Below are 23182 nucleotides of genomic sequence, written 5' to 3'. Positions count from 1 at the left end.
ACTTTTAAGAAAAAGACATGAGAAAAAGAGCGGCAAAGAAAAGACCACTTTTACCAGATCCAAGGTTTAATGACCAATTGGTAACGCGTTTTGTGAACAACTTAATGTGGGACGGTAAGAAATCTACAGCTTTCAAAGTATTTTATGATGCAATTGACATCATTGAAACTAAAAAGCAAAATGATGAGAAAACTTCATTAGAAATCTGGAAAGATGCTTTAACAAACGTTATGCCTCACGTAGAAGTGCGTAGTCGTAGAGTTGGGGGAGCTACATTCCAAATTCCAATGCAAATTCGCCCAGACAGAAAAATTTCTATGGCTATGAAGTGGTTAATACTTTATGCAAGAAGAAGAAATGAAAAATCTATGGCACAGCGTTTAGCTTCAGAATGTTTAGCTGCTGCTAAAGAAGAAGGTGCTGCAGTTAAGAAAAGAATGGATACTCACAAGATGGCAGAGGCTAACAAGGCTTTCTCTCACTTTAGATTTTAATTCGTAAGAAATGGCTAGAGATTTAAAATATACAAGAAACATCGGGATTGCGGCTCACATTGATGCTGGTAAAACAACAACTACTGAGCGTATCCTTTTTTATACTGGAAAGTCACACAAAATTGGTGAAGTGCATGATGGTGCTGCAACAATGGACTGGATGGCTCAAGAGCAAGAAAGAGGTATTACAATTACTTCGGCTGCAACAACTTGTGAGTGGAATTTTCCAACTGAGCAAGGTAAGCTTTTGCCTGAATCATTGCCATACCACTTTAATATTATTGATACTCCTGGACACGTTGACTTTACTGTAGAAGTAAACCGTTCTTTACGTGTGCTTGATGGTTTGGTTTTCTTGTTTAGTGCTGTTGATGGTGTTGAGCCTCAGTCAGAAACTAACTGGAGACTTGCTGATCAGTACAGAGTTCCACGTATGGGATTTGTAAACAAAATGGACCGTCAAGGATCTAACTTTTTGGCAGTTTGTCAACAAGTTCGTGATATGTTGAAATCAAATGCTGTTGCAATCACTTTACCAATTGGTGAAGAAAATGATTTCAAAGGTGTTGTGGATTTAGTAAAAAACCAAGCTATCATTTGGCATGATGCAACTCAAGGGGCAACTTTTGATATTGTTGAAATTCCTGCTGATATGGTTGCGGAAGTTAAAGAATACAGATCTATTCTTATTGAAGCAGTTGCTGACTATGATGAAAATCTTTTAGAGAAATTCATGGAAGATGAAAGCTCTATTACTGAGGAAGAAATCAATAATGCTTTAAGAGCTGCTACTATGGATATGGCTATCATTCCGATGATTGCTGGTTCTTCTTTTAAAAACAAAGGAGTTCAATTCATGTTAGATGCAGTTTGTAAATATTTGCCTTCTCCAATGGACAAAGAAGGTATCGAGGGAATTCATCCTGATGATGCTGAATTGTTAGAAGAAGATCAAACTAAAATCTTACGTAAGCCAGATGTAAAAGAGCCATTCGCTGCTTTGGCATTTAAAATTGCTACTGACCCGTTTGTAGGTCGTTTAGCTTTCTTCCGTGCTTACTCTGGTCGTTTAGATGCTGGTTCTTATGTTTTGAACACTCGTTCAGGAAACAAAGAAAGAATTTCTCGTATTTACCAAATGCACGCTAATAAACAAAATCCAATCGAATATATTGAGGCTGGAGATATTGGAGCTGCTGTTGGATTTAAAGATATTAAAACTGGAGATACATTGTGTGATGAAAAACACCCAATTATTCTTGAGTCTATGAAATTCCCTGCACCGGTAATTGGTATTGCAATTGAGCCTAAGACTAAAGCTGACGTTGATAAAATGGGTATGGCTTTGGCTAAATTAGCTGAAGAGGATCCAACATTTACTGTTAGAACAGATGAGGCTTCAGGGCAGACAATTATCTCAGGTATGGGTGAGCTTCACTTGGATATCTTGGTGGATCGTATGAAACGTGAATTTAAAGTTGAAGTAAACCAAGGTGAGCCTCAAGTTGAATATAAAGAAGCGTTTACAAGAACTGCAACGCATAGAGAAACTTATAAGAAACAATCAGGGGGTCGTGGTAAATTCGGTGATATCGTATTTACACTTGAGCCAGCTGATGAAGTTGATGGTAAAGTTCCTGTAGGATTACAGTTTATTAATGCAGTAAAAGGTGGTAACGTTCCTAAGGAATATATTCCATCTGTAGAAAAAGGTTTCCGTGAAGCTATGAAAACTGGTCCTTTGGCTGGTTATCAAGTGGATAGTTTGAAAGTAACTTTGACAGACGGATCTTTCCACCCTGTCGATTCTGATGCTCTTTCTTTTGAATTAGCTGCAAGAATGGGTTATAGAGAAGTAGCAAAAGCTGCTGGAGCAATTATTCTTGAGCCTATCATGAAAATGGAGGTTATTACACCGGAAGAAAACATGGGTGATATCGTAGGTGATATCAACCGTCGTAGAGGTCAGGTTAATGACATGGGTGATAGAAATGGTGCTAAAACTATTAAAGCTGATGTGCCTTTATCAGAAATGTTTGGATATGTAACAACATTAAGAACATTATCTTCTGGTAGAGCTACTTCTACAATGGAGTTTTCTCACTATGCAGAAACACCTTCTAATATTTCAGAAGCTGTAATTAAAAAAGCAAAAGGTAACGCTTAATTCTTAAGAAAATGAGTCAAAAAATCAGAATAAAACTAAAATCTTACGATCACATGTTGGTAGATAAGTCTGCTGAAAAGATCGTGAAAACAGTAAAAACTACTGGAGCAGTTGTAACAGGTCCAATTCCGTTACCAACTCACAAAAAACTTTTCACTGTATTGCGTTCTCCGCACGTTAATAAAAAAGCAAGAGAACAATTTGAAGTAATGTCATACAAGAGATTGATTGATATTTATTCATCTTCATCAAAAACTATTGATGCTTTAATGAAACTTGAATTGCCAAGTGGGGTAGAAGTAGAGATAAAAGTATAATTTTTTTTATATTTTTTTATATAAAAAGCGAGTCAGAAATGTCTCGCTTTTTTTTGTGGTGTAAAGTTGGTTTTTGTTTGTATGTCTTTTGATAATTATGATTTTATAAATCTTGTAAAATTATGTAAAGCTCTTTGTTTTAAAGGAGTGAGAGGTTTTTTCTCTTTGGTTTTATTAAGTAATTGTTAAGGGTGGGCTGCTTTGGTATTCAGGATTGGATTTTAAATTTTGATATAGTTGAAGTTGTTTTTGTTGTTGTTTTTGGGCTTGGATTTTGATTATGAGCGATTTAATTTTTGTAACTGTTTGGTATATTCAATTTTAATATCTACTTTTGCACTCCCTGTTTGGAAATTTCTGTTATTTTCAAATTGAAGGGAATTTTAGTAATTAATAATTAATATTTATGTCTGGGTTAATTGGTAAAAAAATCGGCATGACTAGTATTTTCGACGAAAACGGGAAAAACATTCCTTGTACAGTAATCGAAGCTGGGCCGTGTGTTGTTACCCAAGTCAGAACCAAAGGTGTTGACGGGTACGAAGCGTTGCAACTTGGTTTCGATGACAAAAACGAGAAACATTCTACTAAAGCTGCTTTAGGGCACTTTAAAAAAGCTGGAACTGTTGCTAAGAAAAAAGTCGTTGAATTCCAAGATTTCGCAACTGAGCAAAAATTAGGAGATCTTATTGATGTTTCTATTTTTGAAGAAGGAGAGTTTGTAGATGTACAAGGTGTGTCTAAAGGTAAAGGTTTCCAAGGTGTTGTTAAACGTCACGGTTTTGGTGGTGTTGGGCAAGCTACTCATGGTCAGCATAACCGTTTAAGAGCGCCAGGTTCTGTGGGAGCTTCTTCTTATCCATCTAGAGTATTCAAAGGAATGCGTATGGCTGGAAGAATGGGAGGAGATAATGTAAAAGTACAAAACCTTAGAGTTTTAAAAGTAGTTGCTGAAAAGAACTTACTTGTTATTAAAGGATGTGTTCCTGGACATAAAAACTCTTACGTAATCATTCAGAAGTAATGGAAGTAAAAGTATTAGATTTCAACGGAAAAGATACTGGTAGAAAAGTTCAACTTTCTGATTCAGTATTCGCAATTGAACCAAACAATCACGCTGTATATCTTGATGTTAAGCAATATCTTGCTAATCAAAGACAAGGTACTCATAAGGCTAAAGAAAGAGCTGAAGTAACTGGAAGTACGCGTAAGATTAAAAAACAAAAAGGAACTGGTACGGCTCGTGCGGGTAGTATTAAGAATCCATTGTTTAAAGGTGGTGGAACAATTTTCGGACCAAGACCAAGAAGTTATTCATTTAAATTGAATAAAGGCTTGAAAAGATTGGCTAGAAAATCTGCTTTCTCAATCAAAGCAAAAGAGTCAAATATTATCGTTCTTGAAGACTTTAATTTTGATGCACCAAACACTAAAAATTTCATTAACGTTTTGAAAGCTTTAGGGTTAGAAAATAAAAAATCTCTATTTGTGTTGGGAGAGTCAAATAAAAATGTATATTTGTCGTCACGCAATTTAAAGGCTTCTAATGTCGTAACTAGCTCTGAGTTAAGCACTTACGCAATATTAAACACTAATAATTTGGTGCTTTTAGAAGGTTCTTTAGAGTTAATTGAAGAAAATTTAAGTAAATAATAGGAGTATGAGTATCATAATTAGACCTATAGTAACTGAAAAAGTAACCAAAGAAAGTGAAGTTCTAAACCGCTTCGGATTTGTTGTTGACAAAAAAGCAAACAAAGTTCAAATTAAGAAAGCTGTTGAGGCTGCTTATGGAGTAACTATCGTTTCTGTTAATACAATGAATGTGAGACCAGATAGATCTACTAAATACACTAAAAGTGGTTTAATCAGTGGAAAGACAAATGCAATCAAAAAAGCAATTGTTCAAGTACAAGAAGGAGAAACAATTGATTTTTACAACAATATCTAAGATAGAAAAATGTCAGTAAGAAAATTAAAACCTATTACCCCAGGTCAGCGATTTAGAGTTGTGAATGGTTATGACGCCATTACAACTGATAAGCCGGAACGCTCTTTGATAGCGCCGATAAAAAACTCTGGAGGTAGAAATAGTCAAGGAAAGATGACCATGCGTTATACGGGTGGTGGTCACAAGCAGAGATATCGTATTATTGATTTCAAAAGAACTAAAGATGGAATTCCAGCTACAGTGAAATCAATCGAATACGATCCAAATCGTACTGCATTTATCGCTTTGTTAGCTTATGCTGATGGAGAGAAAACTTATGTTATTGCTCAAAACGGATTGAAAGTTGGTCAGAAATTAGTTTCTGGTCCAGAATCTCAACCTGAAATTGGTAATACATTACCTTTAAGCAGAATTCCTCTTGGAACTGTTATATCTTGTATTGAGTTACGTCCAGGACAAGGAGCGGTTATTGCTCGTTCAGCTGGAACTTTTGCTCAGTTAATGGCAAGAGACGGGAAATACGCAACAATTAAAATGCCATCTGGTGAAACAAGATTGATCTTGTTAACTTGTTCGGCTACAATTGGAGCTGTTTCTAATTCTGACCACCAATTAGTTGTATCTGGAAAAGCAGGTAGAACAAGATGGTTAGGAAGAAGACCTAGAACTAGACCAGTAGCGATGAACCCAGTTGATCACCCTATGGGAGGTGGTGAAGGACGTTCTTCTGGAGGGCACCCACGTTCAAGAAACGGATTGCCAGCTAAAGGTTACAGAACTCGTTCTAAGAAAAACCCGAGTAACAAGTATATCGTAGAACGTAGAAAGAAATAATAAGATATGGCACGTTCATTAAAAAAAGGACCTTTCGTTCATTATAAATTAGACAAGAAAGTTCAGGAAAACGTAGAAAGTGGTAAAAATAGTGTAGTAAAGACTTGGTCTAGAGCTTCTATGATTACTCCGGATTTCGTTGGACAAACTATCGCAGTTCATAACGGTCGTCAATTTGTACCAGTTTACGTAACAGAAAACATGGTAGGTCACAAATTAGGAGAGTTTTCACCAACTAGATCTTTTAGAGGTCATGCTGGAGCAAAAAATAAAGGTAAAAAATAAGAAGCAATGGGAGTTCGTAAAAGAGAAACAGCAGATGCGAGAAAAGAGGCTAATAAGTCTATTGCTTTCGCAAAATTGAATAACTGCCCTACTTCACCTAGAAAAATGCGCTTAGTAGCGGACTTGGTAAGAGGTCAGAAGGTAGAAAGAGCACTTAACATCTTAAGATTCAGTTCTAAAGAAGCTTCAAGAAAATTAGAAAAACTATTGTTATCTGCAATCAACAACTGGGAGCAAAAAAATAGTGAAGGTAATTTAGAAGAAGCTGGATTATTTGTTAAAGAGATCAGAGTAGATGGTGGAATGATGTTGAAAAGACTTCGTCCAGCTCCACAAGGTCGTGCACACAGAATAAGAAAACGTTCTAATCACGTAACAATCGTGCTTGGAGCTATCAATAACACACAAAGCAATTCTTAAGCAGCATGGGACAAAAGACAAATCCAATTGGAAATAGACTTGGTATCATCAGAGGGTGGGACTCAAACTGGTATGGTGGAAATGATTACGGTGATAAACTTGCCGAAGATCACAAAATCAGAAAGTATATCCACGCTCGTTTATCAAAAGCTAGTGTATCAAAAGTAATCATCGAGAGAACTTTGAAACTTGTAACCGTTACTATCACTACTGCTAGACCTGGTATCATTATCGGAAAAGGTGGACAAGAGGTAGACAAGTTAAAAGAAGAACTTAAGAAAGTTACTGACAAAGAGGTTCAAATCAACATCTTTGAAATTAAAAGACCTGAGTTAGATGCTTATCTTGTGGCGACAAGCATCGCTCGTCAAATCGAAAGCCGTATTTCTTACAGACGTGCAATCAAAATGGCTATTGCTGCTTCTATGCGTATGAACGCTGAAGGTATCAAAGTTTTGATTTCTGGTCGTTTGAATGGTGCAGAGATGGCTCGTTCAGAAGGTTTCAAAGAAGGTAGAATTCCTCTATCAACTTTCAGAGCTGATATTGACTATGCTTTGGCTGAAGCTCACACTACTTACGGTAGAATGGGTATCAAAGTATGGATCATGAAAGGTGAAGTTTATGGAAAGAGAGATCTTTCTCCACTTGCTGGAATGGATAAAAAACAATCTGGTACTGGCGGTGGTAAAGGTGGAGATGCCCCTAGAGGTAAATCTAACTTTAATAAAGGTGGAAAACCAGACGCTCGTAAAAGAAAGTAAATTTTTAAACTAAAGAAAAATGTTACAGCCTAAAAGAACAAAATACCGTAAGGTACAAAAAGGTAAAATGAAAGGTAACTCTCAAAGAGGGCATGAACTTTCAAATGGAATGTTTGGTATTAAATCTGTACATGAAGATGGAATGTTCTTAACTTCTCGTCAAATCGAGGCTGCGCGTATTGCTGCAACTCGTTACATGAAGAGAGAGGGACAATTATGGATTAAAATATTTCCAGACAAACCTATCACTAAGAAACCTCTTGAAGTACGTATGGGTAAAGGTAAAGGAGCAGTTGAGTATTGGGCTGCTGTTGTTAAACCAGGAAGAATTATGTTTGAAGTTGGAGGAGTTCCATTATCAGTTGCAAAAGAGGCTTTACGTCTTGCAGCTCAGAAACTTCCAGTAAAAACTAAATTCGTCGTTGCTAGAGATTTCGAAGCATAATTTATATTTATTATGAAACAATCAGAAATAAAAGATCTTTCTGCAGCGGAGTTGCAAGAAAAGCTTAGTCAAACTAAGAAAGTATATGCTGACCTAAAAATGGCTCACGCTATTTCTCCAATTGCTAACCCACTTCAAATTAGAAGCGTTAGAAGAACAGTTGCAAGATTGGCTACAGAGTTAACTAAAAGAGAGTTACAATAATTGTATTCTGCTGAAAGATGGAAGAAAAAAGAAATTTAAGAAAAGAAAGAATAGGTGTTGTTACTTCAAATAAAATGGATAAATCTATTGTTATTGCTGAAGTAAGAAAAGTAAAACACCCGTTATACGGTAAGTTCGTGTTGAAAACTAAGAAATATGTTGCACACGACGAAACAAACGACTGTAACATTGGAGATACTGTAAGAATTAGCGAAACGCGTCCTTTAAGTAAAACAAAATGTTGGAGATTAGTTGAAATCTTAGAAAGAGCTAAATAATTATGGTACAACAGGAATCAAGACTAAAAGTAGCAGATAACACGGGAGCAAAAGAAGTTTTAACTATCCGTGTTTTAGGAGGTACCAAAAGAAGGTATGCCTCTGTTGGTGACAAGATTGTAGTATCTATTAAAGATGCAACTCCTAACGGTAACGTTAAAAAAGGAGCTGTTTCAACTGCAGTTGTTGTGCGTACCAAAAAAGAAGTGAGAAGAGCTGATGGTTCTTATATCCGTTTCGATGACAATGCATGTGTTCTTTTGAACGCTGCAGGGGAAATGAGAGGAACACGTGTTTTTGGTCCGGTAGCAAGAGAACTTCGTGAAAAACAATTCATGAAAATTGTATCATTAGCACCAGAAGTGCTTTAATTCGTTTTAAGATGATAAAGCTAAAAATAAAATCAGGAGATATCGTAAGAGTCATTGCTGGAGACCATAAAGGTGAAGAAGGTAAGGTTTTACGTGTTTACCGTGAGAAAAATAAAGCGATAGTTGAAGGTGTAAACATGGTTTCAAAACATACAAAACCAAGTGCTAAAAACCCTCAAGGTGGTATCGTTAAGAAAGAAGCTTCTATTCAAATTTCTAACATTTCTCTAATTGATCCTAAAACTAAGGAAACAACTAGAGTTGGTATTAGAGTAGAAGGAGATAAGAAAGTAAGATTTTCAAAAAAATCTAATCAAGTACTATAGTAATGGCATATACACCTAGACTAAAAGAAGAATATAAGAGTAGAGTAATCTCTGCTCTTAAAGAAGAGTTCGGATATACAAACGTTATGCAAGTTCCAAAACTTGAAAAAATCGTTTTGAGCCGTGGAGTTGGTGCAGCTGTATCTGATAAAAAACTTATTGACTATGCAGTTGATGAGTTAACAAAGATCACTGGACAAAAAGCAGTATCTACAATTTCAAAGAAAGACGTTGCGTCTTTCAAATTGAGAAAAGGGATGCCTATTGGAGCAAAAGTTACTTTACGTGGTGAAAGAATGTATGAGTTTTTAGATAGACTTATTACTTCTGCTTTACCACGCGTAAGAGATTTTAGTGGTATCAAAGCTACTGGTTTCGACGGAAGAGGTAACTACAATCTTGGAGTTTTGGAGCAAATCATTTTCCCAGAAATTGATATTGACAAAGTAAACAAAATTTCAGGAATGGATATTACATTTGTTACTACTGCAAAAACAGACAAGGAAGCAAAGTCATTATTGGCTGAATTAGGATTACCTTTTAAAAAGAATTAAGACATGGCTAAAGAATCAATGAAAGCCCGTGAGGTGAAAAGAGAAAAAACGGTAGCTAAGTATGCTGAAAAGAGAAAAGCTTTATTAGAAGCTGGTGACTATGAAGGTTTACAAAAATTACCAAAAAACGCTTCACCTGTTCGTTTACACAACCGTTGTAAATTAACTGGAAGACCAAGAGGTTATATCCGTCAATTCGGTATTTCACGTGTAACTTTCCGTGAAATGGCTAACAATGGATTAATTCCAGGAGTTAAAAAAGCCAGCTGGTAATTTAAAAAAGTTTATAAATTGATTAAAGGTTCAGGAGGCAGAGTGCTTCCTGAAAACCATAATCGCAATCAAATACATATGTATACAGATCCTATTGCAGATTATTTGACTAGAGTTCGTAACGCTGTGGCTGCAAACCACAAAGTTGTTGAAATTCCAGCTTCTAATCTAAAAAAAGAAATAACTAAGATCTTATTTGATCAAGGTTATATCTTGAGTTACAAATTTGAAACGAACACTGTTCAAGGTTCTATCAAAATTGCTTTAAAGTATGATAAAGATACTAAAGAGCCTGTGATTAAAGATATCCAAAGAATTAGTAAACCTGGTTTACGTAAGTACGCAGGTGCTGCCAAATTACCTAGAATCCTTAACGGATTAGGAATTGCTATTGTTTCTACGTCAAAAGGTTTGATGACAGGAAAACAAGCTAAGCAATTAAATGTAGGTGGTGAAGTAATTTGTTACGTATACTAATTTTAAACACTAGATAAGATGTCAAGAATAGGTAAAAGCCCAATTGTAATCCCTGCTGGTGTAACTGTTGAAGTTAAGGACGGTAATATTACAGTAAAAGGAAAAAAAGGTCAATTAGTTCAGGAGTTTTCGGACGTAAATGTAACTGTTGAAGGCGATCAAGTTTTAGTTGAAAGATCGTCTGATCATAAAGACCACAGAGCAAAACATGGATTATTCAGATCTTTGATCAATAATATGATTATCGGTGTTTCTGAAGGTTTTACAAAAGAACTAGAATTAGTTGGAGTTGGTTATAGAGCTTCAAACCAAGGTCAAAAGTTAGATTTAGCTCTTGGATATTCTCACAATATTGTTTTAGAAATTGCTCCAGAAGTAGCTTTAGAAACAATATCTGAAAAAGGTAAAAACCCAATCGTAAAATTAACATCATTTGATAAACAACTTTTAGGTCAAGTTGCTGCGAAAATCAGAGGTTTCCGTAAGCCAGAGCCATACAAAGGTAAAGGTGTTAAATTTGTGGGTGAAGTATTAAGAAGAAAAGCAGGTAAATCAGCTTAAAAAATAAGATTATGTCATTAACAAAATCTGAAAGAAGACAGAGAATTAAATTCAGAATTAGAAAAACGATTAGTGGTGTAGCTGCTAAACCAAGACTATCTGTATTTAGAAGTAACAAAGAAATTTATGCTCAACTTATTGATGATGTAAATGGAGTTACTATATTAGCTGCATCTTCGAGAGAAAAAGAAATAGGAAAAGGTACTAACGTTGAAATCGCTGCTGCTGTTGGAAAACTAGTTGCAGAGAAAGCGTTAAAAGCTGGGATTGATACCATTACTTTTGATAGAGGTGGATATTTATATCACGGTCGTATTAAATCATTAGCAGAAGGCGCAAGAGCGGCTGGACTTAAATTCTAATATATTATGTCTAAATACAAAAATGTAGAATTGGTAAAACCAAGTGGTCTTGAACTTAAAGATCGTCTGGTAAGTGTTAATCGTGTTACTAAGGTTACAAAAGGTGGTAGAGCTTTCGGTTTTTCTGCTATTGTAGTTGTAGGTGATGAAAACGGAGTAGTTGGTCACGGATTAGGAAAATCTAAAGACGTTTCTGAAGCAATTGCGAAAGCAGTAGAAGATGCTAAGAAAAATTTAGTAAAAATTCCTTTGAATGGTCAATCAGTTCCTCACGAACAAAAAGGTAAATTTGGTGGTGCGCGTGTATTCTTAATTCCTGCTTCTCATGGTACAGGAGTTATTGCTGGTGGAGCTGTTCGTTCAGTTCTTGAATCAGTTGGTATTCACGATGTATTATCTAAATCTCAAGGATCATCAAATCCTCATAACGTAGTTAAGGCAACTTTTGATGCTTTATTACAAATGAGAAGCGCTCACACTGTTGCAAAACAAAGAGGTGTTTCTTTAGAAAAAGTTTTTAAAGGTTAATTCAAGGAAATTATGGCTAAATTATTAGTAAAACAAGTAAGAAGCAAAATCAACTGTCCTCTTTCTCAAAAAAGAGGTTTAGAAGCTTTAGGTCTACGTAAAATGGGACAAGTTGTAGAGCATGATTCAAACCCTGCTATCCTTGGTATGATAAACAAAGTTAAACACTTAGTTTCTGTCGAAGAAGCTAAATAACAAATACTGTTATGAATTTAAGTAACTTACAACCAGCTGAAGGGTCAACGCACAATCAAAATAAAAGATTAGGTAGAGGAGAAGGTTCTGGAAAAGGTGGTACTTCTGCAAGAGGTCACAAAGGAGCAAAATCTCGTTCTGGTTATTCTAAAAAGATTGGTTTTGAAGGAGGGCAAATGCCACTTCAAAGACGTGTGCCTAAGTTTGGTTTCACAAACATCAATCGTAAAGAATACGAAGGTGTTAATTTAGATACGCTTCAATTGTTAGTAGACAATGGTGTGATTACTGATTCTGTTTCAATGACAGATTTCGTAGCAAATCGTCTAGCTACCAAAAATGAAATCGTTAAGATTTTAGGTAGAGGTGAATTGAAAGCAAAATTAAAAGTAACTGCCCACAAATTTACTGCTACTGCAAAAGCTGCTATTGAAGCTGCTGGTGGAGAAGCTGTAACTATATAACTTATCTATTAAGATGAAGAAATTTATTGAATCAATAAGTAATGTTTGGAAAATCGAAGAACTGAAAAACAGAATCTTAATTACATTAGGATTGCTTTTAGTATATCGTTTTGGTGCACACGTTACGCTTCCTGGAATTGACGCAACTCAATTAACAGGTTTAGCGGGACAAACTAAAAATGGTTTAGGATCTATCCTAGACATGTTTACTGGGGGTGCTTTCTCTAAAGCTTCAGTTTTTGCTTTAGGTATTATGCCTTATATTTCTGCATCTATTGTTGTTCAGTTAATGGGAATTGCGATTCCTTATTTGCAAAAACTTCAAAATGATGGAGAAAGTGGTAGAAAAAAGATTAATCAAATCACTCGTTGGTTGACTATAGCTATTACACTGGTTCAAGGTCCAACTTATATCTATAATTTATACAGAACATTGCCTGGTAGTGCTTTTCTACTAGGCTTTAATTCTCCTGAATTTTTGTTCTCGTCTGTTATCATCTTAGTTACAGGTACAATTTTTGCTATGTGGCTTGGTGAGAAAATTACAGATAAAGGTATTGGAAATGGAATTTCATTATTAATTATGGTTGGTATCTTAGCTCGTTTACCGCAAGCTTTTATTCAAGAGTTTACAACGAGAGTTACCAATAACAATGGAGGTCCAATGTTGTTAGTTATTGAAATTATTGTGTGGTTATTAGTGATCATTTCTTGTGTGTTGCTTACAATGGCAGTACGTAGAATCCCGGTTCAGTACGCTCGTCGTACAACAACTGGTGATTATGAGCAAGATTTGGCAGGTGGTAATAGACAATGGATTCCTCTTAAGCTTAATGCTTCTGGAGTTATGCCAATCATTTTTGCTCAGGCAATTATGTTTATCCCTGCAGCTGTAGCTGGACTGTCTAAGTCAGATACATCACAATCTATTGTTGGTGCATTTAGTAATATGTTTGGTTTTTGGTATAATTTTGTTTTTGCAACTTTAATTATTGTATTTACATTCTTTTATACTGCAATCACTGTACCTACTAACAAAATGGCTGATGATTTAAAAAGAAGTGGTGGTTTTATTCCAGGAGTTCGTCCCGGAGCTGAAACTTCAGATTTCTTAGATAAAGTGATGTCTTTAATAACTTTCCCAGGATCTTTATTCCTTGCTTTGATTGCTGTGTTCCCAGCTATTGTTGTAAGTATTATGGATGTACAACAATCTTGGGCAATGTTTTTTGGAGGTACCTCATTAATAATTATGGTTGGAGTTGCGATAGATACTATTCAGCAAATCAATTCATATTTGTTAAACAAACATTATGATGGTTTAATGAAGACTGGTAAAAATAGAAAAGCAGTAGCTTAATATATTTATGGCAAAACAATCAGCAATAGAACAAGACGGATCAATCATTGAAGCATTATCAAATGCGATGTTCCGTGTGGAGTTAGAAAATGGACATATAGTAATTGCTCATATTTCTGGAAAAATGCGAATGCATTATATCAAGTTATTACCTGGTGATAAAGTGAAACTAGAAATGAGTCCTTACGATTTGTCAAAAGCAAGAATTACTTATCGATATTAAAGGATATTCACTATGAAAGTTAGAGCATCAGTAAAAAAGAGAAGTGCCGAGTGCATTATCGTGCGTAGAAAAGGAAGATTGTACGTGATAAACAAAAAGAATCCTAGATTTAAACAAAGACAAGGATAATTATGGCAAGAATAGCAGGGGTAGATATCCCAAAAAACAAAAGAGGTGTTATAGCACTTACCTATATTTTCGGATTAGGAAAAAGTAGAGCTATTGAGATTTTAGAGAAAGCTCAAGTTAGCCAAGATAAAAAAGTTCAAGATTGGAATGATGACGAGATCGGAGCGATTCGTGATGCTGTTTCATTTTACAAAATTGAAGGAGAATTACGTTCTGAAGTTTCTTTGAACATCAAACGTTTAATGGATATTGGTTGTTATAGAGGAATTCGTCATAGATCTGGTCTTCCATTAAGAGGACAAAGAACTAAAAACAACTCTAGAACTAGAAAAGGTAAAAGAAAAACTGTTGCTAACAAGAAAAAAGCAACTAAATAATAAGTAATATGGCTAAAGCAACTGCAAAAAAACGTAAAGTTATCGTTGAATCAACGGGTGAAGCTCATGTTTCTTCAACTTTTAACAATATTATTATTTCTTTGACAAATAAGAAAGGCGAAGTTATTGCTTGGTCTTCAGCTGGTAAAATGGGTTTCAGAGGTTCTAAAAAGAATACTCCGTACGCAGCTCAAATGGCAGCAGAAGATTGTAGTAAAGTAGCTCTTGAGGCAGGACTTAAAAAAGTAAAAGTTTATGTAAAAGGACCAGGAAACGGACGTGAGTCTGCTATTCGTTCTATTCATAACGGTGGAATTGAAGTTACTGAGATTATCGATGTTACTCCAATGCCTCACAACGGATGTCGTCCTCCAAAAAGACGTAGAGTTTAATACTCAAAAATTATAGTATAACCTAGATTGAAAATAGATTATCGAAGGATAAGACCTGAATTCATAATCTCAATCTTAAACAATTCAAAATGGCAAGATATACTGGTCCTAGCACAAGAATCGCTCGTAAATTTGGCGAAGCAATCTTCGGAGATGATAAGTCTTTCGAAAAAAGAAATTACCCACCTGGACAACACGGGATGGCTAAAAAAAGAGGAAAAAAATCTGAGTACGCTGTTCAGTTAATGGAAAAGCAAAAAGCTAAATATTCTTACGGAATTTTAGAAAAACAATTCAGAAATTTATTCGAAAAAGCATCAGCTACTAAAGGAGTTACTGGTGAAGTTTTATTACAACTATGTGAAGCAAGATTAGATAATGTTGTTTTTAGAATGGGAATTGCTCCATCTAGAAGAGGTGCTCGTCAAATAGTATCTCACAGACACATTACAGTAAACGGTGAAGTTGTTAATATTCCTTCTTACCACCTTAAACCTGGTGATAAAGTTGCAGTTCGTGAAAAATCTAAATCTTTAGAGGCTATCGAGCGTTCTTTATCAAATTCAAGTCATGTTTATGAATGGATTACTTGGAACAATGATCTTAAAGAAGGAACTTTTGTTTCTGTACCTGCGAGACTTCAAATTCCAGAAAACATTAAAGAACAATTAATCGTAGAGTTGTACAACAAATAATAATTGACTTAGTCGAAATTTATGGCAATATTTAATTTTCAAAAGCCCGATAAAGTTATCATGATCGATTCAACCGATTTTGAAGGTAAATTCGAATTTAGACCTTTAGAACCTGGTTATGGATTGACAGTTGGTAATGCACTTAGAAGAGTTTTGCTTTCAGCGTTAGAAGGTTATGCAATTACATCTGTTCGTATCGAAGGTGTAGATCATGAGTTTTCTACTATTTCAGGTGTTGTTGAAGATGTTACCGAAATTATCCTTAATCTAAAACAAGTACGTTTCAAACGTCAAATTGAAGATATCGATAATGAATCAGTTACAATTTCTGTTTCTGGTAAAGATCAATTAACAGCAGGTGATTTTCAAAAATTTATCTCAGGTTTTCAAGTTTTGAATCCAGACCTTGTTATCTGTAATTTAGATTCTAAAATCAAACTGAACTTCGATTTAACAATCGAAAAAGGTAGAGGATACGTTCCTGCTGAGGAGAACAAAAAACAAAATGCTGCAATTGGAACGATTTTTACAGATTCTATTTTTACTCCGGTAAAAAATGTAAAATATGCAATCGAAAATTTCCGTGTAGAGCAAAAAACAGATTACGAGAAATTAGTTTTTGAAATCAAAACTGATGGATCTATTAATCCAAAAGATGCTCTTACTGAAGCTGCTAAAGTTTTAATTCACCATTTCATGTTGTTTTCTGATGAAAGAATTACACTTGAGGCTGACGAAATTGCACAAACAGAATCGTATGATGAAGAGTCATTGCATATGAGACAATTGCTTAAAACTAAGCTTGTTGATATGGATTTATCTGTAAGAGCATTAAATTGCTTGAAAGCGGCTGAAGTTGATACACTTGGTGATTTAGTATCGTTCAATAAAAATGACCTAATGAAATTCCGTAATTTTGGTAAAAAATCTTTAACTGAACTTGATGAACTTGTTGCAGTTAAGAATTTAACTTTTGGAATGGATTTAGCTAAATACAAACTAGATAAAGAATAATTCAATCCCGCTTGCGGGATTAAATTTAAAATAGCAATGAGACACGGAAAAAAATTCAATCACTTAAGCAGACAGACTGGACATAGAAAAGCTATGTTAGCTAATATGGCTTGTTCTCTTATCGAGCACAAACGTATTAACACTACTGTTGCTAAAGCTAAAGCGCTTAAACAATTCGTTGAGCCTTTAATCACAAAATCAAAAGAAGATACGACTCACAATCGTCGTATTGTTTTTGCATACTTACGTAGCAAATATGCTGTAACTGATTTGTTCAGAGATGTAGCTGCTAAAGTTGGAGACCGTCCAGGTGGATACACTCGTATCATTAAAGTTGGAAATCGTTTGGGAGATAATGCTGATATGGCAATGATCGAACTTGTAGATTTCAATGAACTTTACAATGGTGGTAAAAAAGAAGTTAAAAAAGCTAAAAGCCGTCGTGGTGGTAAAGCAAAAAAAGCTGAGGAGACTACTTCTGAAGCTCCAGCTGCTGAATCAGAATCGACTACTGAAGCTTCTGAATAATTATGAAAGTAATGATTCTATAGAAATCAAGGATAAGCTAATTTTTAGTTTATCCTTTTTTTTTGATTTTTTTTAGAATGTAAAATTTAACTTATTTTATGGTCAAGGTTTTATTTTTATGAATGAAAATTTTAAAAAATCTTGGCAGCACTCTTTTAAAGAAGTAAATTTGCAAAATATCTAATTACAGTTGAAGCCGTAAAAGTTTCATAAGACGATTAAAAACAATACAAATTAAAGAATGAAATACACAACACGACAAAGCGCCATTTTATTACTAAGTGATGGAACTATTTTTCATGGTAAATCTATCGGGATCAGCGGTAAAACTTTTGGTGAAGTTTGTTTTAATACTGGAATGACCGGGTATCAGGAGATTTTTACAGATCCTTCTTATTTTGGTCAAATTATGGTTGCGACTAATCCGCATATTGGTAATTATGGTGTAAATGATTTAGAAGTTGAATCAGACAGTATCAAAATTGCAGGTTTGGTTTGTAAAAACTTTAGCTTTAATTATTCAAGAGTAGATGCTTCTGGAAGTCTGGAAGATTACTTTGCTAAGCAAAACTTAATTTGTATTTCTGATGTTGATACAAGAGCTCTTGTAAGCTACATTCGTGACAATGGTGCAATGAATGCTGTAATATGTACGGATGGAACTTCAATTGAAGATTTAAAAAAGGAATTAGCAAATGTTCCGGACATGGAAGGTTTAGAGCTGGCATCAAAAGTGTCAACTACTGAGCCTTATTTTGTAGGAGATGAAAATGCAGCATATAAGATTTCGGCACTTGATCTTGGGATCAAAAAGAACATATTGAGAAACTTAGCAAAGAGAGATTGTTACATTAAAGTTTTCCCCTATAATTCTACATACGAGGATTTAAATTCATTTAATCCAGATGGTTTTTTCTTATCTAACGGGCCTGGAGATCCAGATCCATTATTTGGAGCTATAGAAGTGGCGAAAAAGATTTTAGCTGAAGATAGACCGTTATTTGGAATTTGTTTAGGTCACCAAGTAATTGGTTTAGCTAATGGTATTCAGACTTATAAAATGTTTAATGGACATCGTGGGATAAATCATCCTGTAAAAAACATTATTACGGGTAAAGGAGAAATCACTTCTCAAAATCATGGTTTTGCAGTTAAAAAAGAGCAGTTAGAAAATCATCCGGAATTAGAGATCACTCATGTACATTTAAATGATGGTACAGTGGCGGGAATGAGAATGAAAAATAAGAATTGTTTTTCAGTACAATATCACCCAGAAGCAAGTCCGGGTCCGCATGATTCATCTTATTTGTTTGATCAATTTGTTGAGAATATAAAACTAGCTGTGTCTAAAACGATGTAGTTAATAAATAAAGATGTTTAATAGATAAAATTCGTTTTTAATATTAAATATTTTTATAATTTCGAAAAAAAATCTATAATCTATTAATAAAAAACAAAAATAATGAGTATTATAATTAAAGTTCACGCAAGACAAATTCTGGATTCCAGAGGTAATCCAACTATTGAGGTTGATGTAGTAACTGAAAACGGTGTTTTAGGTAGAGCTGCTGTTCCATCTGGAGCATCAACTGGAGAACATGAAGCTGTTGAATTACGTGACGGAGGTAAAGCTTATCTTGGAAAAGGAGTTTTAAATGCAGTGAACAATGTAAATACTGTTATTGCTGAAGAATTAGTTGGAACTTCTGTTTTTGAACAAAATACAATTGATCAATTAATGATCGATTTAGATGGAACTCCAAATAAATCTAAATTAGGAGCTAACGCTATTTTGGGAGTTTCTTTAGCTGCTGCTAAAGCCGCGGCAAATGAACTTGGATTACCATTATACAGATATGTTGGTGGTGTTTCTGCCAATACGTTACCTGTTCCAATGATGAATATCATAAATGGTGGTTCTCACTCTGATGCACCTATCGCATTTCAAGAATTTATGATTTTCCCTGTAAAAGCAACTTCTTTTACGCACGCTATGCAAATGGGAACTGAAATCTTCCACAGCTTGAAAAAAGTATTACATGATAGAGGTTTAAGTACTGCTGTTGGTGATGAAGGAGGTTTTGCACCAAATTTAGCTGGTGGTACTGAAGATGCTTTAGATACTATTAAACTCGCGGTTGAAAAAGCAGGATATACTTTCGGTGATGAAATTATGATTGCTCTTGACTGTGCTGCTTCTGAATTTTATGTAAACGGTAAATACGATTATACTAAATTTGAAGGTGAAACTGGAAAAATCAGAACATCTGAAGAGCAGGCTGATTATTTAGCTGAACTTGCTGCAAAATATCCAATTATCTCAATCGAAGATGGTATGTACGAAGATGACTGGGATGGATGGAAATATTTAACAGAAAAAATTGGAAATAAAGTACAATTAGTAGGTGATGATTTATTTGTTACTAATGTTGCACGTTTATCTACAGGTATTGAAAAAGGAATTGCTAATTCAATCCTAGTAAAAGTAAATCAAATTGGTACTTTAACAGAAACTATCGCTGCAGTTAATATGGCTAAAAATGCTGGATATACTTCAGTAATGTCTCACCGTTCTGGAGAAACAGAAGATAATACAATTGCTGACCTAGCGGTTGCTTTAAACTGTGGACAAATTAAAACAGGTTCTGCATCTCGTTCTGATCGTATGGCAAAATACAATCAATTATTAAGAATCGAAGAGGAGTTAGGAAGTACTGCTTATTTCCCGGGATTAAATGCTTTCAAGATTAAATAAATTGTAAGAGTTATATATTGAAAAGAAACCATTCGTTAATACGAATGGTTTTTTTTTGGAGTTTTAACAAATTCATAGCAGGATTCTTTTTTTAATTAGTCTTAAATTCCTTAGATTTGGTAAATTATTATTTTATAGAATTATTCCAATTATATTATGTCAAAAATAGCCACATTAGAAATAGATGGTAAAAAAATTGAACTTCCAATAATCACAGGGAGTGAAAATGAATCAGCTATCGATATTAACAAATTACGTGATTTAACTGGTATTATTACTCTTGATCCAGGATACAAAAATTCAGGATCATGTAAAAGTGAAATTACTTTTTTAGATGGAGAATTAGGAATTTTACGTTACAGAGGGTATTCAATCGAAGACTTAGCTGAAAAAGCTAACTTTTTAGAAGTTTCTTATCTTTTGATTTTTGGAGAATTACCAACTACTCAGGAATTAGAGCAATTCGAGAATGGTATTAAAAAGCATACTTTGGTAAACGAAGAGATGAAAAACATCATCGATGGTTTCCCAAAAACTGCTCACCCAATGGGAGTATTGTCTGCTTTGACAAGTGCTTTAACAGCATTTAATCCAAAAGCAGTTAATGTGGATAATGAAAAAGAAATGTACGAAGCCATTTGTAAAACAATGGGTAAATTTCTTGTAATTGCAACTTGGACTTACAGAAAATCTATGGGTTATCCATTAAACTACTACGATAACACAACAGGTTATGTGGATAATTTTATGCAGTTAATGTTTAAATTACCTACAGGACCTTACTCCGCAAATCCGGTTATAGTTGATGCTTTAGATAAATTATTTATCCTTCATGCAGATCACGAACAAAACTGTTCTACATCTACAGTTAGAATGGTAGGTTCATCTCATGCAGGGTTATTTGCTTCTATTTCTTCTGGAGTTTCTGCTCTTTGGGGGCCGCTGCATGGAGGTGCAAACCAAGCAGTACTTGAAATGCTTGAAGAAATTAATAAAGATGGAGGAGATACTGATAAATTTCTGGCGAAAGCAAAAGATAAAAATGATCCTTTCCGTTTAATGGGATTTGGGCATAGAGTTTATAAAAATTTTGATCCAAGAGCAAAAATTATAAAAAAAGCCGCTAAAGAAGTTTTAGAAACTTTAGGTGTTGAAGACCCTATTTTAGAAATTGCTAAAAAATTAGAGTCAGCTGCTCTTGAAGATGATTACTTCAAATCAAGAAATTTGTATCCAAACGTTGATTTCTACTCTGGGATTATTTACAGAGCATTAGGAATTCCAACGGATATGTTTACTGTTATGTTCGCAATTGGAAGGCTTCCAGGCTGGATCGCACAATGGAAAGAAATGCGAGAAAATAAAGAACCAATAGGAAGACCAAGACAAATTTATACAGGACATCCTTTAAGAGACTTTAAGTCTAATAAATAAAAAAATTAAAGCTTTACTTAACTGTAAAGCTTTTTTTATCTTTGCTCAAAATATAATAAAGTTATGTTGCAATTAAATGTAAAGAACGAAACATCAAGGTTACGTGTTGTAGTTTTGGGTTCTGCCGTTCACAATGGGCCAACTCCTTCATTAGATGAAGCCTATGATCCTAAATCATTGGAACACATTAAAGCAGGAACGTATCCTATCGAAAAAGATATGGTTGCAGAAATGGATGCTTTTAATGCTGTTTTTCAGAAATACAATGTAACGGTTTATCGTCCGGAATTGATTCAGAACTATAATCAAATCTTTGCAAGGGATATTGGTTTTGTAATTGATGATGTTTTTGTAAAATCGAATATTTTACCAGACCGTGAGCGTGAATTAGATGCTATTCAATATGTAATTGATCAAATTGATTCGTTGAAAGTAGTTCGTCCGCCAGAAGAAGTTCATATTGAAGGTGGAGATGTCATGCTTTGGAATGATCACATTTTTATAGGAACCTATAAAGGAAGTGATTATAAAGATTATATAACGGCAAGAACAAATATGCAAGGTGTTAATTTTATAAAAGAATTGTTTCCCAATAAAATTGTCAAAGAGTTTGATTTAGTTAAATCGAAATTAGAAGCTCGTGACAATGCATTGCATTTAGATTGCTGCTTTCAGCCTGTAGGAAAAGACAAAGGAATTATTTATAAAAGAGGTTTTCGTGAAGAATCAGATTATTTGTATCTCGTAAACCTTTTTGGAAAAGAAAATCTTTTCCATATTGAAAGGGACGAAATGTACAATATGTTTTCTAATGTGTTTTCGATAGATAAAGATGTTGTTGTTTCTGAGAAAAATTTCACGAGATTAAATAACTGGCTTCGTGCACAAGGTTTTACTGTAGAAGAAATTCCGTATGCCGAAATAGCAAAACAAGAAGGGTTATTAAGATGTTCAACTTTACCATTAATTAGAGACTAAAAATGATTTTTGAGTTTCAAGTTTTAGGTTTCAAGTTCTTTTAAGATGTGAAACCTGAAACTTCAAACTTGAAAAAAAAAATATTAAAATGAAACAAACAACAAATGCAATCGTAATGATACGGCCTGTTGCCTTCAGAATGAATGAACAGACTGCCGTAAATAATTATTACCAAAAAGTATTAGACGGTTTATTGCCAAGTACGGTAAATGCTAAAGCGCAACAAGAATTTGATGATTTTGTTGAAAAACTTAGAGCAGTAGGAGTGGACGTAACTGTAATCGAAGATACTTTGGAAACAGATACTCCGGATAGCATTTTTCCAAATAATTGGGTTTCATTTCATGAAAATGGAGATGTAGCACTTTATCCAATGTTTGCCGAAAACCGTCGCCCAGAGCGTCGTGAAGATATTTTGGATACTTTGGAGGAAAAAGGTTTCGAAATTTCTAATATAATGGATTATACATCTGCAGAAGATGATGGTTATTTTTTAGAAGGGACAGGAAGTTTACTTTTAGATCGTGCTAATGCAAAAGCATATTGTGCATTATCTCCTCGTGCAGACGAAGAACTATTTATTGAATTTTGTGAAGATTTTGATTATGCTCCCGTAATTTTCGAAGCTTTTCAAACTGTTGATGGAGAACGTAAGCTAATATATCATACAAACGTTATGATGTGTCTGGGTGAAACGTTTGCTGTTATTTGTGCAGATTGTATTGATGATAAGAAAGAGCGCAAAATGGTTCTTGATAATTTGAAAGATGATAAAAAAGAGATCATTTTAATTACAGAGGATCAGGTAAATAATTTTGCCGGAAATATGTTGGAAGTTCGTGGGACAAACGAAAAAAAATATATCGTTATGAGTGCATCAGCTCATCAAAGCTTAACTCCAAAGCAAATTCAACAATTAGAAAAACATGCTGAAATATTAAGTTCAAGTTTAGATACTATTGAAGCTTGTGGTGGCGGAAGCGCAAGATGCATGATGGCTGAAGTATTTTTACCAAGAAATTAAATA

The 23182-nt window shown here is 34.5% G+C and carries 36 protein-coding genes; all 36 read left to right on the top strand.

Translation table 11 applies throughout. The features are described from left to right. Nucleotides 1-17: 17 nt before the first annotated feature. The 36 genes from rpsG to ctlX all read left to right on the top strand — a co-directional run bounded on the left by rpsG (nt 18) and on the right by ctlX (nt 23179). Complete coding sequence (rpsG, locus tag L1276_RS21820) at nt 18-494, top strand: 30S ribosomal protein S7 (protein WP_012022493.1); 477 nt, start codon at nt 18-20, stop codon at nt 492-494. Nucleotides 495-504: 10 nt separating this feature from the next. Further along, nucleotides 505-2661 (top strand): elongation factor G, encoded by a 2157-nt coding sequence (gene fusA, locus L1276_RS21815; RefSeq protein ID WP_253791550.1) that lies wholly within the window; start codon nt 505-507, stop codon nt 2659-2661. Between the two features lie 11 nt (nt 2662-2672). Continuing rightward, on the top strand, nt 2673-2978 hold the full coding sequence (gene rpsJ / locus L1276_RS21810; protein WP_007803605.1) for a 30S ribosomal protein S10: 306 nt from the start codon (nt 2673-2675) through the stop codon (nt 2976-2978). 406 nt (nt 2979-3384) lie between these two features. After that, nucleotides 3385-4002, top strand: coding sequence for a 50S ribosomal protein L3 (gene rplC, locus L1276_RS21805; protein ID WP_253791548.1), 618 nt, complete (start codon nt 3385-3387; stop codon nt 4000-4002). After that, on the top strand, nt 4002-4631 hold the full coding sequence (gene rplD / locus L1276_RS21800) for a 50S ribosomal protein L4 (protein ID WP_056200553.1): 630 nt from the start codon (nt 4002-4004) through the stop codon (nt 4629-4631). Before rplC ends, rplD begins: the two co-directional genes overlap by 1 nt. Nucleotides 4632-4638: 7 nt before the next feature. Further along, nucleotides 4639-4929, top strand: coding sequence for a 50S ribosomal protein L23 (gene rplW, locus L1276_RS21795; protein ID WP_012022489.1), 291 nt, complete (start codon nt 4639-4641; stop codon nt 4927-4929). A 9-nt stretch (nt 4930-4938) separates the two neighbouring features. Further along, nucleotides 4939-5763: a 50S ribosomal protein L2 gene (gene rplB, locus L1276_RS21790; protein ID WP_035650459.1), complete on the top strand. Its 825-nt coding sequence runs from the start codon at nt 4939-4941 to the stop codon at nt 5761-5763. A gap of 6 nt (nt 5764-5769) precedes the next feature. Next, complete coding sequence (gene rpsS, locus L1276_RS21785; RefSeq protein ID WP_012022488.1) at nt 5770-6048, top strand: 30S ribosomal protein S19; 279 nt, start codon at nt 5770-5772, stop codon at nt 6046-6048. A gap of 6 nt (nt 6049-6054) precedes the next feature. Next, entirely contained in the window at nt 6055-6468 is a 414-nt protein-coding gene (gene rplV / locus L1276_RS21780; protein ID WP_007803631.1) for a 50S ribosomal protein L22, read from the top strand. Between the two features lie 5 nt (nt 6469-6473). Then, nucleotides 6474-7232 carry a 30S ribosomal protein S3 gene (gene rpsC, locus L1276_RS21775; protein ID WP_012022487.1) on the top strand — a complete coding sequence of 253 codons (759 nt, stop codon included), beginning with the start codon at nt 6474-6476 and terminating at the stop codon, nt 7230-7232. Nucleotides 7233-7251: 19 nt separating this feature from the next. Beyond that, nucleotides 7252-7677, top strand: a complete 426-nt coding sequence (gene rplP, locus L1276_RS21770) for a 50S ribosomal protein L16 (RefSeq protein WP_017495016.1) — start codon at nt 7252-7254, stop codon at nt 7675-7677. A gap of 12 nt (nt 7678-7689) precedes the next feature. Beyond that, nucleotides 7690-7881: a 50S ribosomal protein L29 gene (gene rpmC / locus L1276_RS21765; RefSeq protein ID WP_008464297.1), complete on the top strand. Its 192-nt coding sequence runs from the start codon at nt 7690-7692 to the stop codon at nt 7879-7881. Nucleotides 7882-7898: 17 nt separating this feature from the next. Continuing rightward, nucleotides 7899-8159, top strand: coding sequence for a 30S ribosomal protein S17 (gene rpsQ, locus L1276_RS21760; protein WP_007803646.1), 261 nt, complete (start codon nt 7899-7901; stop codon nt 8157-8159). Between the two features lie 2 nt (nt 8160-8161). Continuing rightward, nucleotides 8162-8530 (top strand): 50S ribosomal protein L14, encoded by a 369-nt coding sequence (rplN, locus tag L1276_RS21755; RefSeq protein WP_007803649.1) that lies wholly within the window; start codon nt 8162-8164, stop codon nt 8528-8530. Nucleotides 8531-8541: 11 nt separating this feature from the next. Further along, nucleotides 8542-8856, top strand: coding sequence for a 50S ribosomal protein L24 (gene rplX, locus L1276_RS21750; protein WP_253791546.1), 315 nt, complete (start codon nt 8542-8544; stop codon nt 8854-8856). 2 nt (nt 8857-8858) lie between these two features. Continuing rightward, on the top strand, nt 8859-9410 hold the full coding sequence (gene rplE / locus L1276_RS21745; protein ID WP_017495015.1) for a 50S ribosomal protein L5: 552 nt from the start codon (nt 8859-8861) through the stop codon (nt 9408-9410). Between the two features lie 3 nt (nt 9411-9413). Then, nucleotides 9414-9683, top strand: a complete 270-nt coding sequence (gene rpsN / locus L1276_RS21740) for a 30S ribosomal protein S14 (protein WP_031456037.1) — start codon at nt 9414-9416, stop codon at nt 9681-9683. 78 nt (nt 9684-9761) lie between these two features. Beyond that, the gene (gene rpsH, locus L1276_RS21735; protein WP_029272051.1) at nt 9762-10160 is read left to right on the top strand and encodes a 30S ribosomal protein S8; all 399 of its coding nucleotides are present in this window, start codon (nt 9762-9764) and stop codon (nt 10158-10160) included. Between the two features lie 18 nt (nt 10161-10178). Then, a complete protein-coding gene (rplF, locus tag L1276_RS21730; RefSeq protein ID WP_253791544.1) occupies nt 10179-10721 on the top strand; it encodes a 50S ribosomal protein L6 in 543 nt (180 codons plus the stop codon). 11 nt (nt 10722-10732) lie between these two features. Continuing rightward, nucleotides 10733-11083 (top strand): 50S ribosomal protein L18, encoded by a 351-nt coding sequence (gene rplR / locus L1276_RS21725; protein ID WP_253791542.1) that lies wholly within the window; start codon nt 10733-10735, stop codon nt 11081-11083. A 3-nt stretch (nt 11084-11086) separates the two neighbouring features. Then, the gene (rpsE, locus tag L1276_RS21720; RefSeq protein WP_085950926.1) at nt 11087-11611 is read left to right on the top strand and encodes a 30S ribosomal protein S5; all 525 of its coding nucleotides are present in this window, start codon (nt 11087-11089) and stop codon (nt 11609-11611) included. A 12-nt stretch (nt 11612-11623) separates the two neighbouring features. Beyond that, a complete protein-coding gene (rpmD, locus tag L1276_RS21715) occupies nt 11624-11806 on the top strand; it encodes a 50S ribosomal protein L30 (protein ID WP_017495010.1) in 183 nt (60 codons plus the stop codon). An 11-nt stretch (nt 11807-11817) separates the two neighbouring features. Then, complete coding sequence (rplO, locus tag L1276_RS21710; protein WP_017495009.1) at nt 11818-12270, top strand: 50S ribosomal protein L15; 453 nt, start codon at nt 11818-11820, stop codon at nt 12268-12270. A 13-nt stretch (nt 12271-12283) separates the two neighbouring features. Then, entirely contained in the window at nt 12284-13630 is a 1347-nt protein-coding gene (gene secY, locus L1276_RS21705) for a preprotein translocase subunit SecY (RefSeq protein ID WP_017495008.1), read from the top strand. 7 nt (nt 13631-13637) lie between these two features. Next, nucleotides 13638-13853 (top strand): translation initiation factor IF-1, encoded by a 216-nt coding sequence (gene infA / locus L1276_RS21700; RefSeq protein WP_007136545.1) that lies wholly within the window; start codon nt 13638-13640, stop codon nt 13851-13853. 12 nt (nt 13854-13865) lie between these two features. Beyond that, complete coding sequence (ykgO, locus tag L1276_RS21695; RefSeq protein WP_002987490.1) at nt 13866-13982, top strand: type B 50S ribosomal protein L36; 117 nt, start codon at nt 13866-13868, stop codon at nt 13980-13982. 2 nt (nt 13983-13984) lie between these two features. Continuing rightward, nucleotides 13985-14359 carry a 30S ribosomal protein S13 gene (rpsM, locus tag L1276_RS21690; protein ID WP_012022478.1) on the top strand — a complete coding sequence of 125 codons (375 nt, stop codon included), beginning with the start codon at nt 13985-13987 and terminating at the stop codon, nt 14357-14359. Nucleotides 14360-14367: 8 nt separating this feature from the next. Next, nucleotides 14368-14751 (top strand): 30S ribosomal protein S11, encoded by a 384-nt coding sequence (gene rpsK, locus L1276_RS21685; RefSeq protein ID WP_053470832.1) that lies wholly within the window; start codon nt 14368-14370, stop codon nt 14749-14751. A gap of 89 nt (nt 14752-14840) precedes the next feature. Next, nucleotides 14841-15446 (top strand): 30S ribosomal protein S4, encoded by a 606-nt coding sequence (gene rpsD / locus L1276_RS21680; RefSeq protein WP_029272055.1) that lies wholly within the window; start codon nt 14841-14843, stop codon nt 15444-15446. A 21-nt stretch (nt 15447-15467) separates the two neighbouring features. Beyond that, nucleotides 15468-16460: a DNA-directed RNA polymerase subunit alpha gene (locus L1276_RS21675; RefSeq protein ID WP_008464329.1), complete on the top strand. Its 993-nt coding sequence runs from the start codon at nt 15468-15470 to the stop codon at nt 16458-16460. 36 nt (nt 16461-16496) lie between these two features. Beyond that, nucleotides 16497-16988: a 50S ribosomal protein L17 gene (gene rplQ / locus L1276_RS21670; RefSeq protein ID WP_042565880.1), complete on the top strand. Its 492-nt coding sequence runs from the start codon at nt 16497-16499 to the stop codon at nt 16986-16988. A gap of 241 nt (nt 16989-17229) precedes the next feature. Further along, nucleotides 17230-18348 (top strand): glutamine-hydrolyzing carbamoyl-phosphate synthase small subunit, encoded by a 1119-nt coding sequence (carA, locus tag L1276_RS21665; RefSeq protein WP_253791540.1) that lies wholly within the window; start codon nt 17230-17232, stop codon nt 18346-18348. A 102-nt stretch (nt 18349-18450) separates the two neighbouring features. Continuing rightward, entirely contained in the window at nt 18451-19743 is a 1293-nt protein-coding gene (eno, locus tag L1276_RS21660) for a phosphopyruvate hydratase (protein ID WP_053470835.1), read from the top strand. Nucleotides 19744-19899: 156 nt separating this feature from the next. After that, nucleotides 19900-21177 (top strand): citrate synthase, encoded by a 1278-nt coding sequence (locus tag L1276_RS21655; protein ID WP_253791538.1) that lies wholly within the window; start codon nt 19900-19902, stop codon nt 21175-21177. A gap of 63 nt (nt 21178-21240) precedes the next feature. Then, complete coding sequence (locus tag L1276_RS21650; RefSeq protein WP_253791536.1) at nt 21241-22155, top strand: dimethylarginine dimethylaminohydrolase family protein; 915 nt, start codon at nt 21241-21243, stop codon at nt 22153-22155. 88 nt (nt 22156-22243) lie between these two features. Next, nucleotides 22244-23179, top strand: coding sequence for a citrulline utilization hydrolase CtlX (gene ctlX, locus L1276_RS21645; protein ID WP_253791533.1), 936 nt, complete (start codon nt 22244-22246; stop codon nt 23177-23179). The last annotated feature ends 3 nt before the right edge of the window (nt 23180-23182 follow it).

This window comes from Flavobacterium sp. HSC-32F16 (assembly GCF_024171645.1).
In the GTDB taxonomy this organism is placed as follows: domain Bacteria; phylum Bacteroidota; class Bacteroidia; order Flavobacteriales; family Flavobacteriaceae; genus Flavobacterium.
The sequence above is the reverse complement of the archived record's forward strand: the minus strand, read 5'-3'. Positions and strand labels throughout refer to the sequence as shown.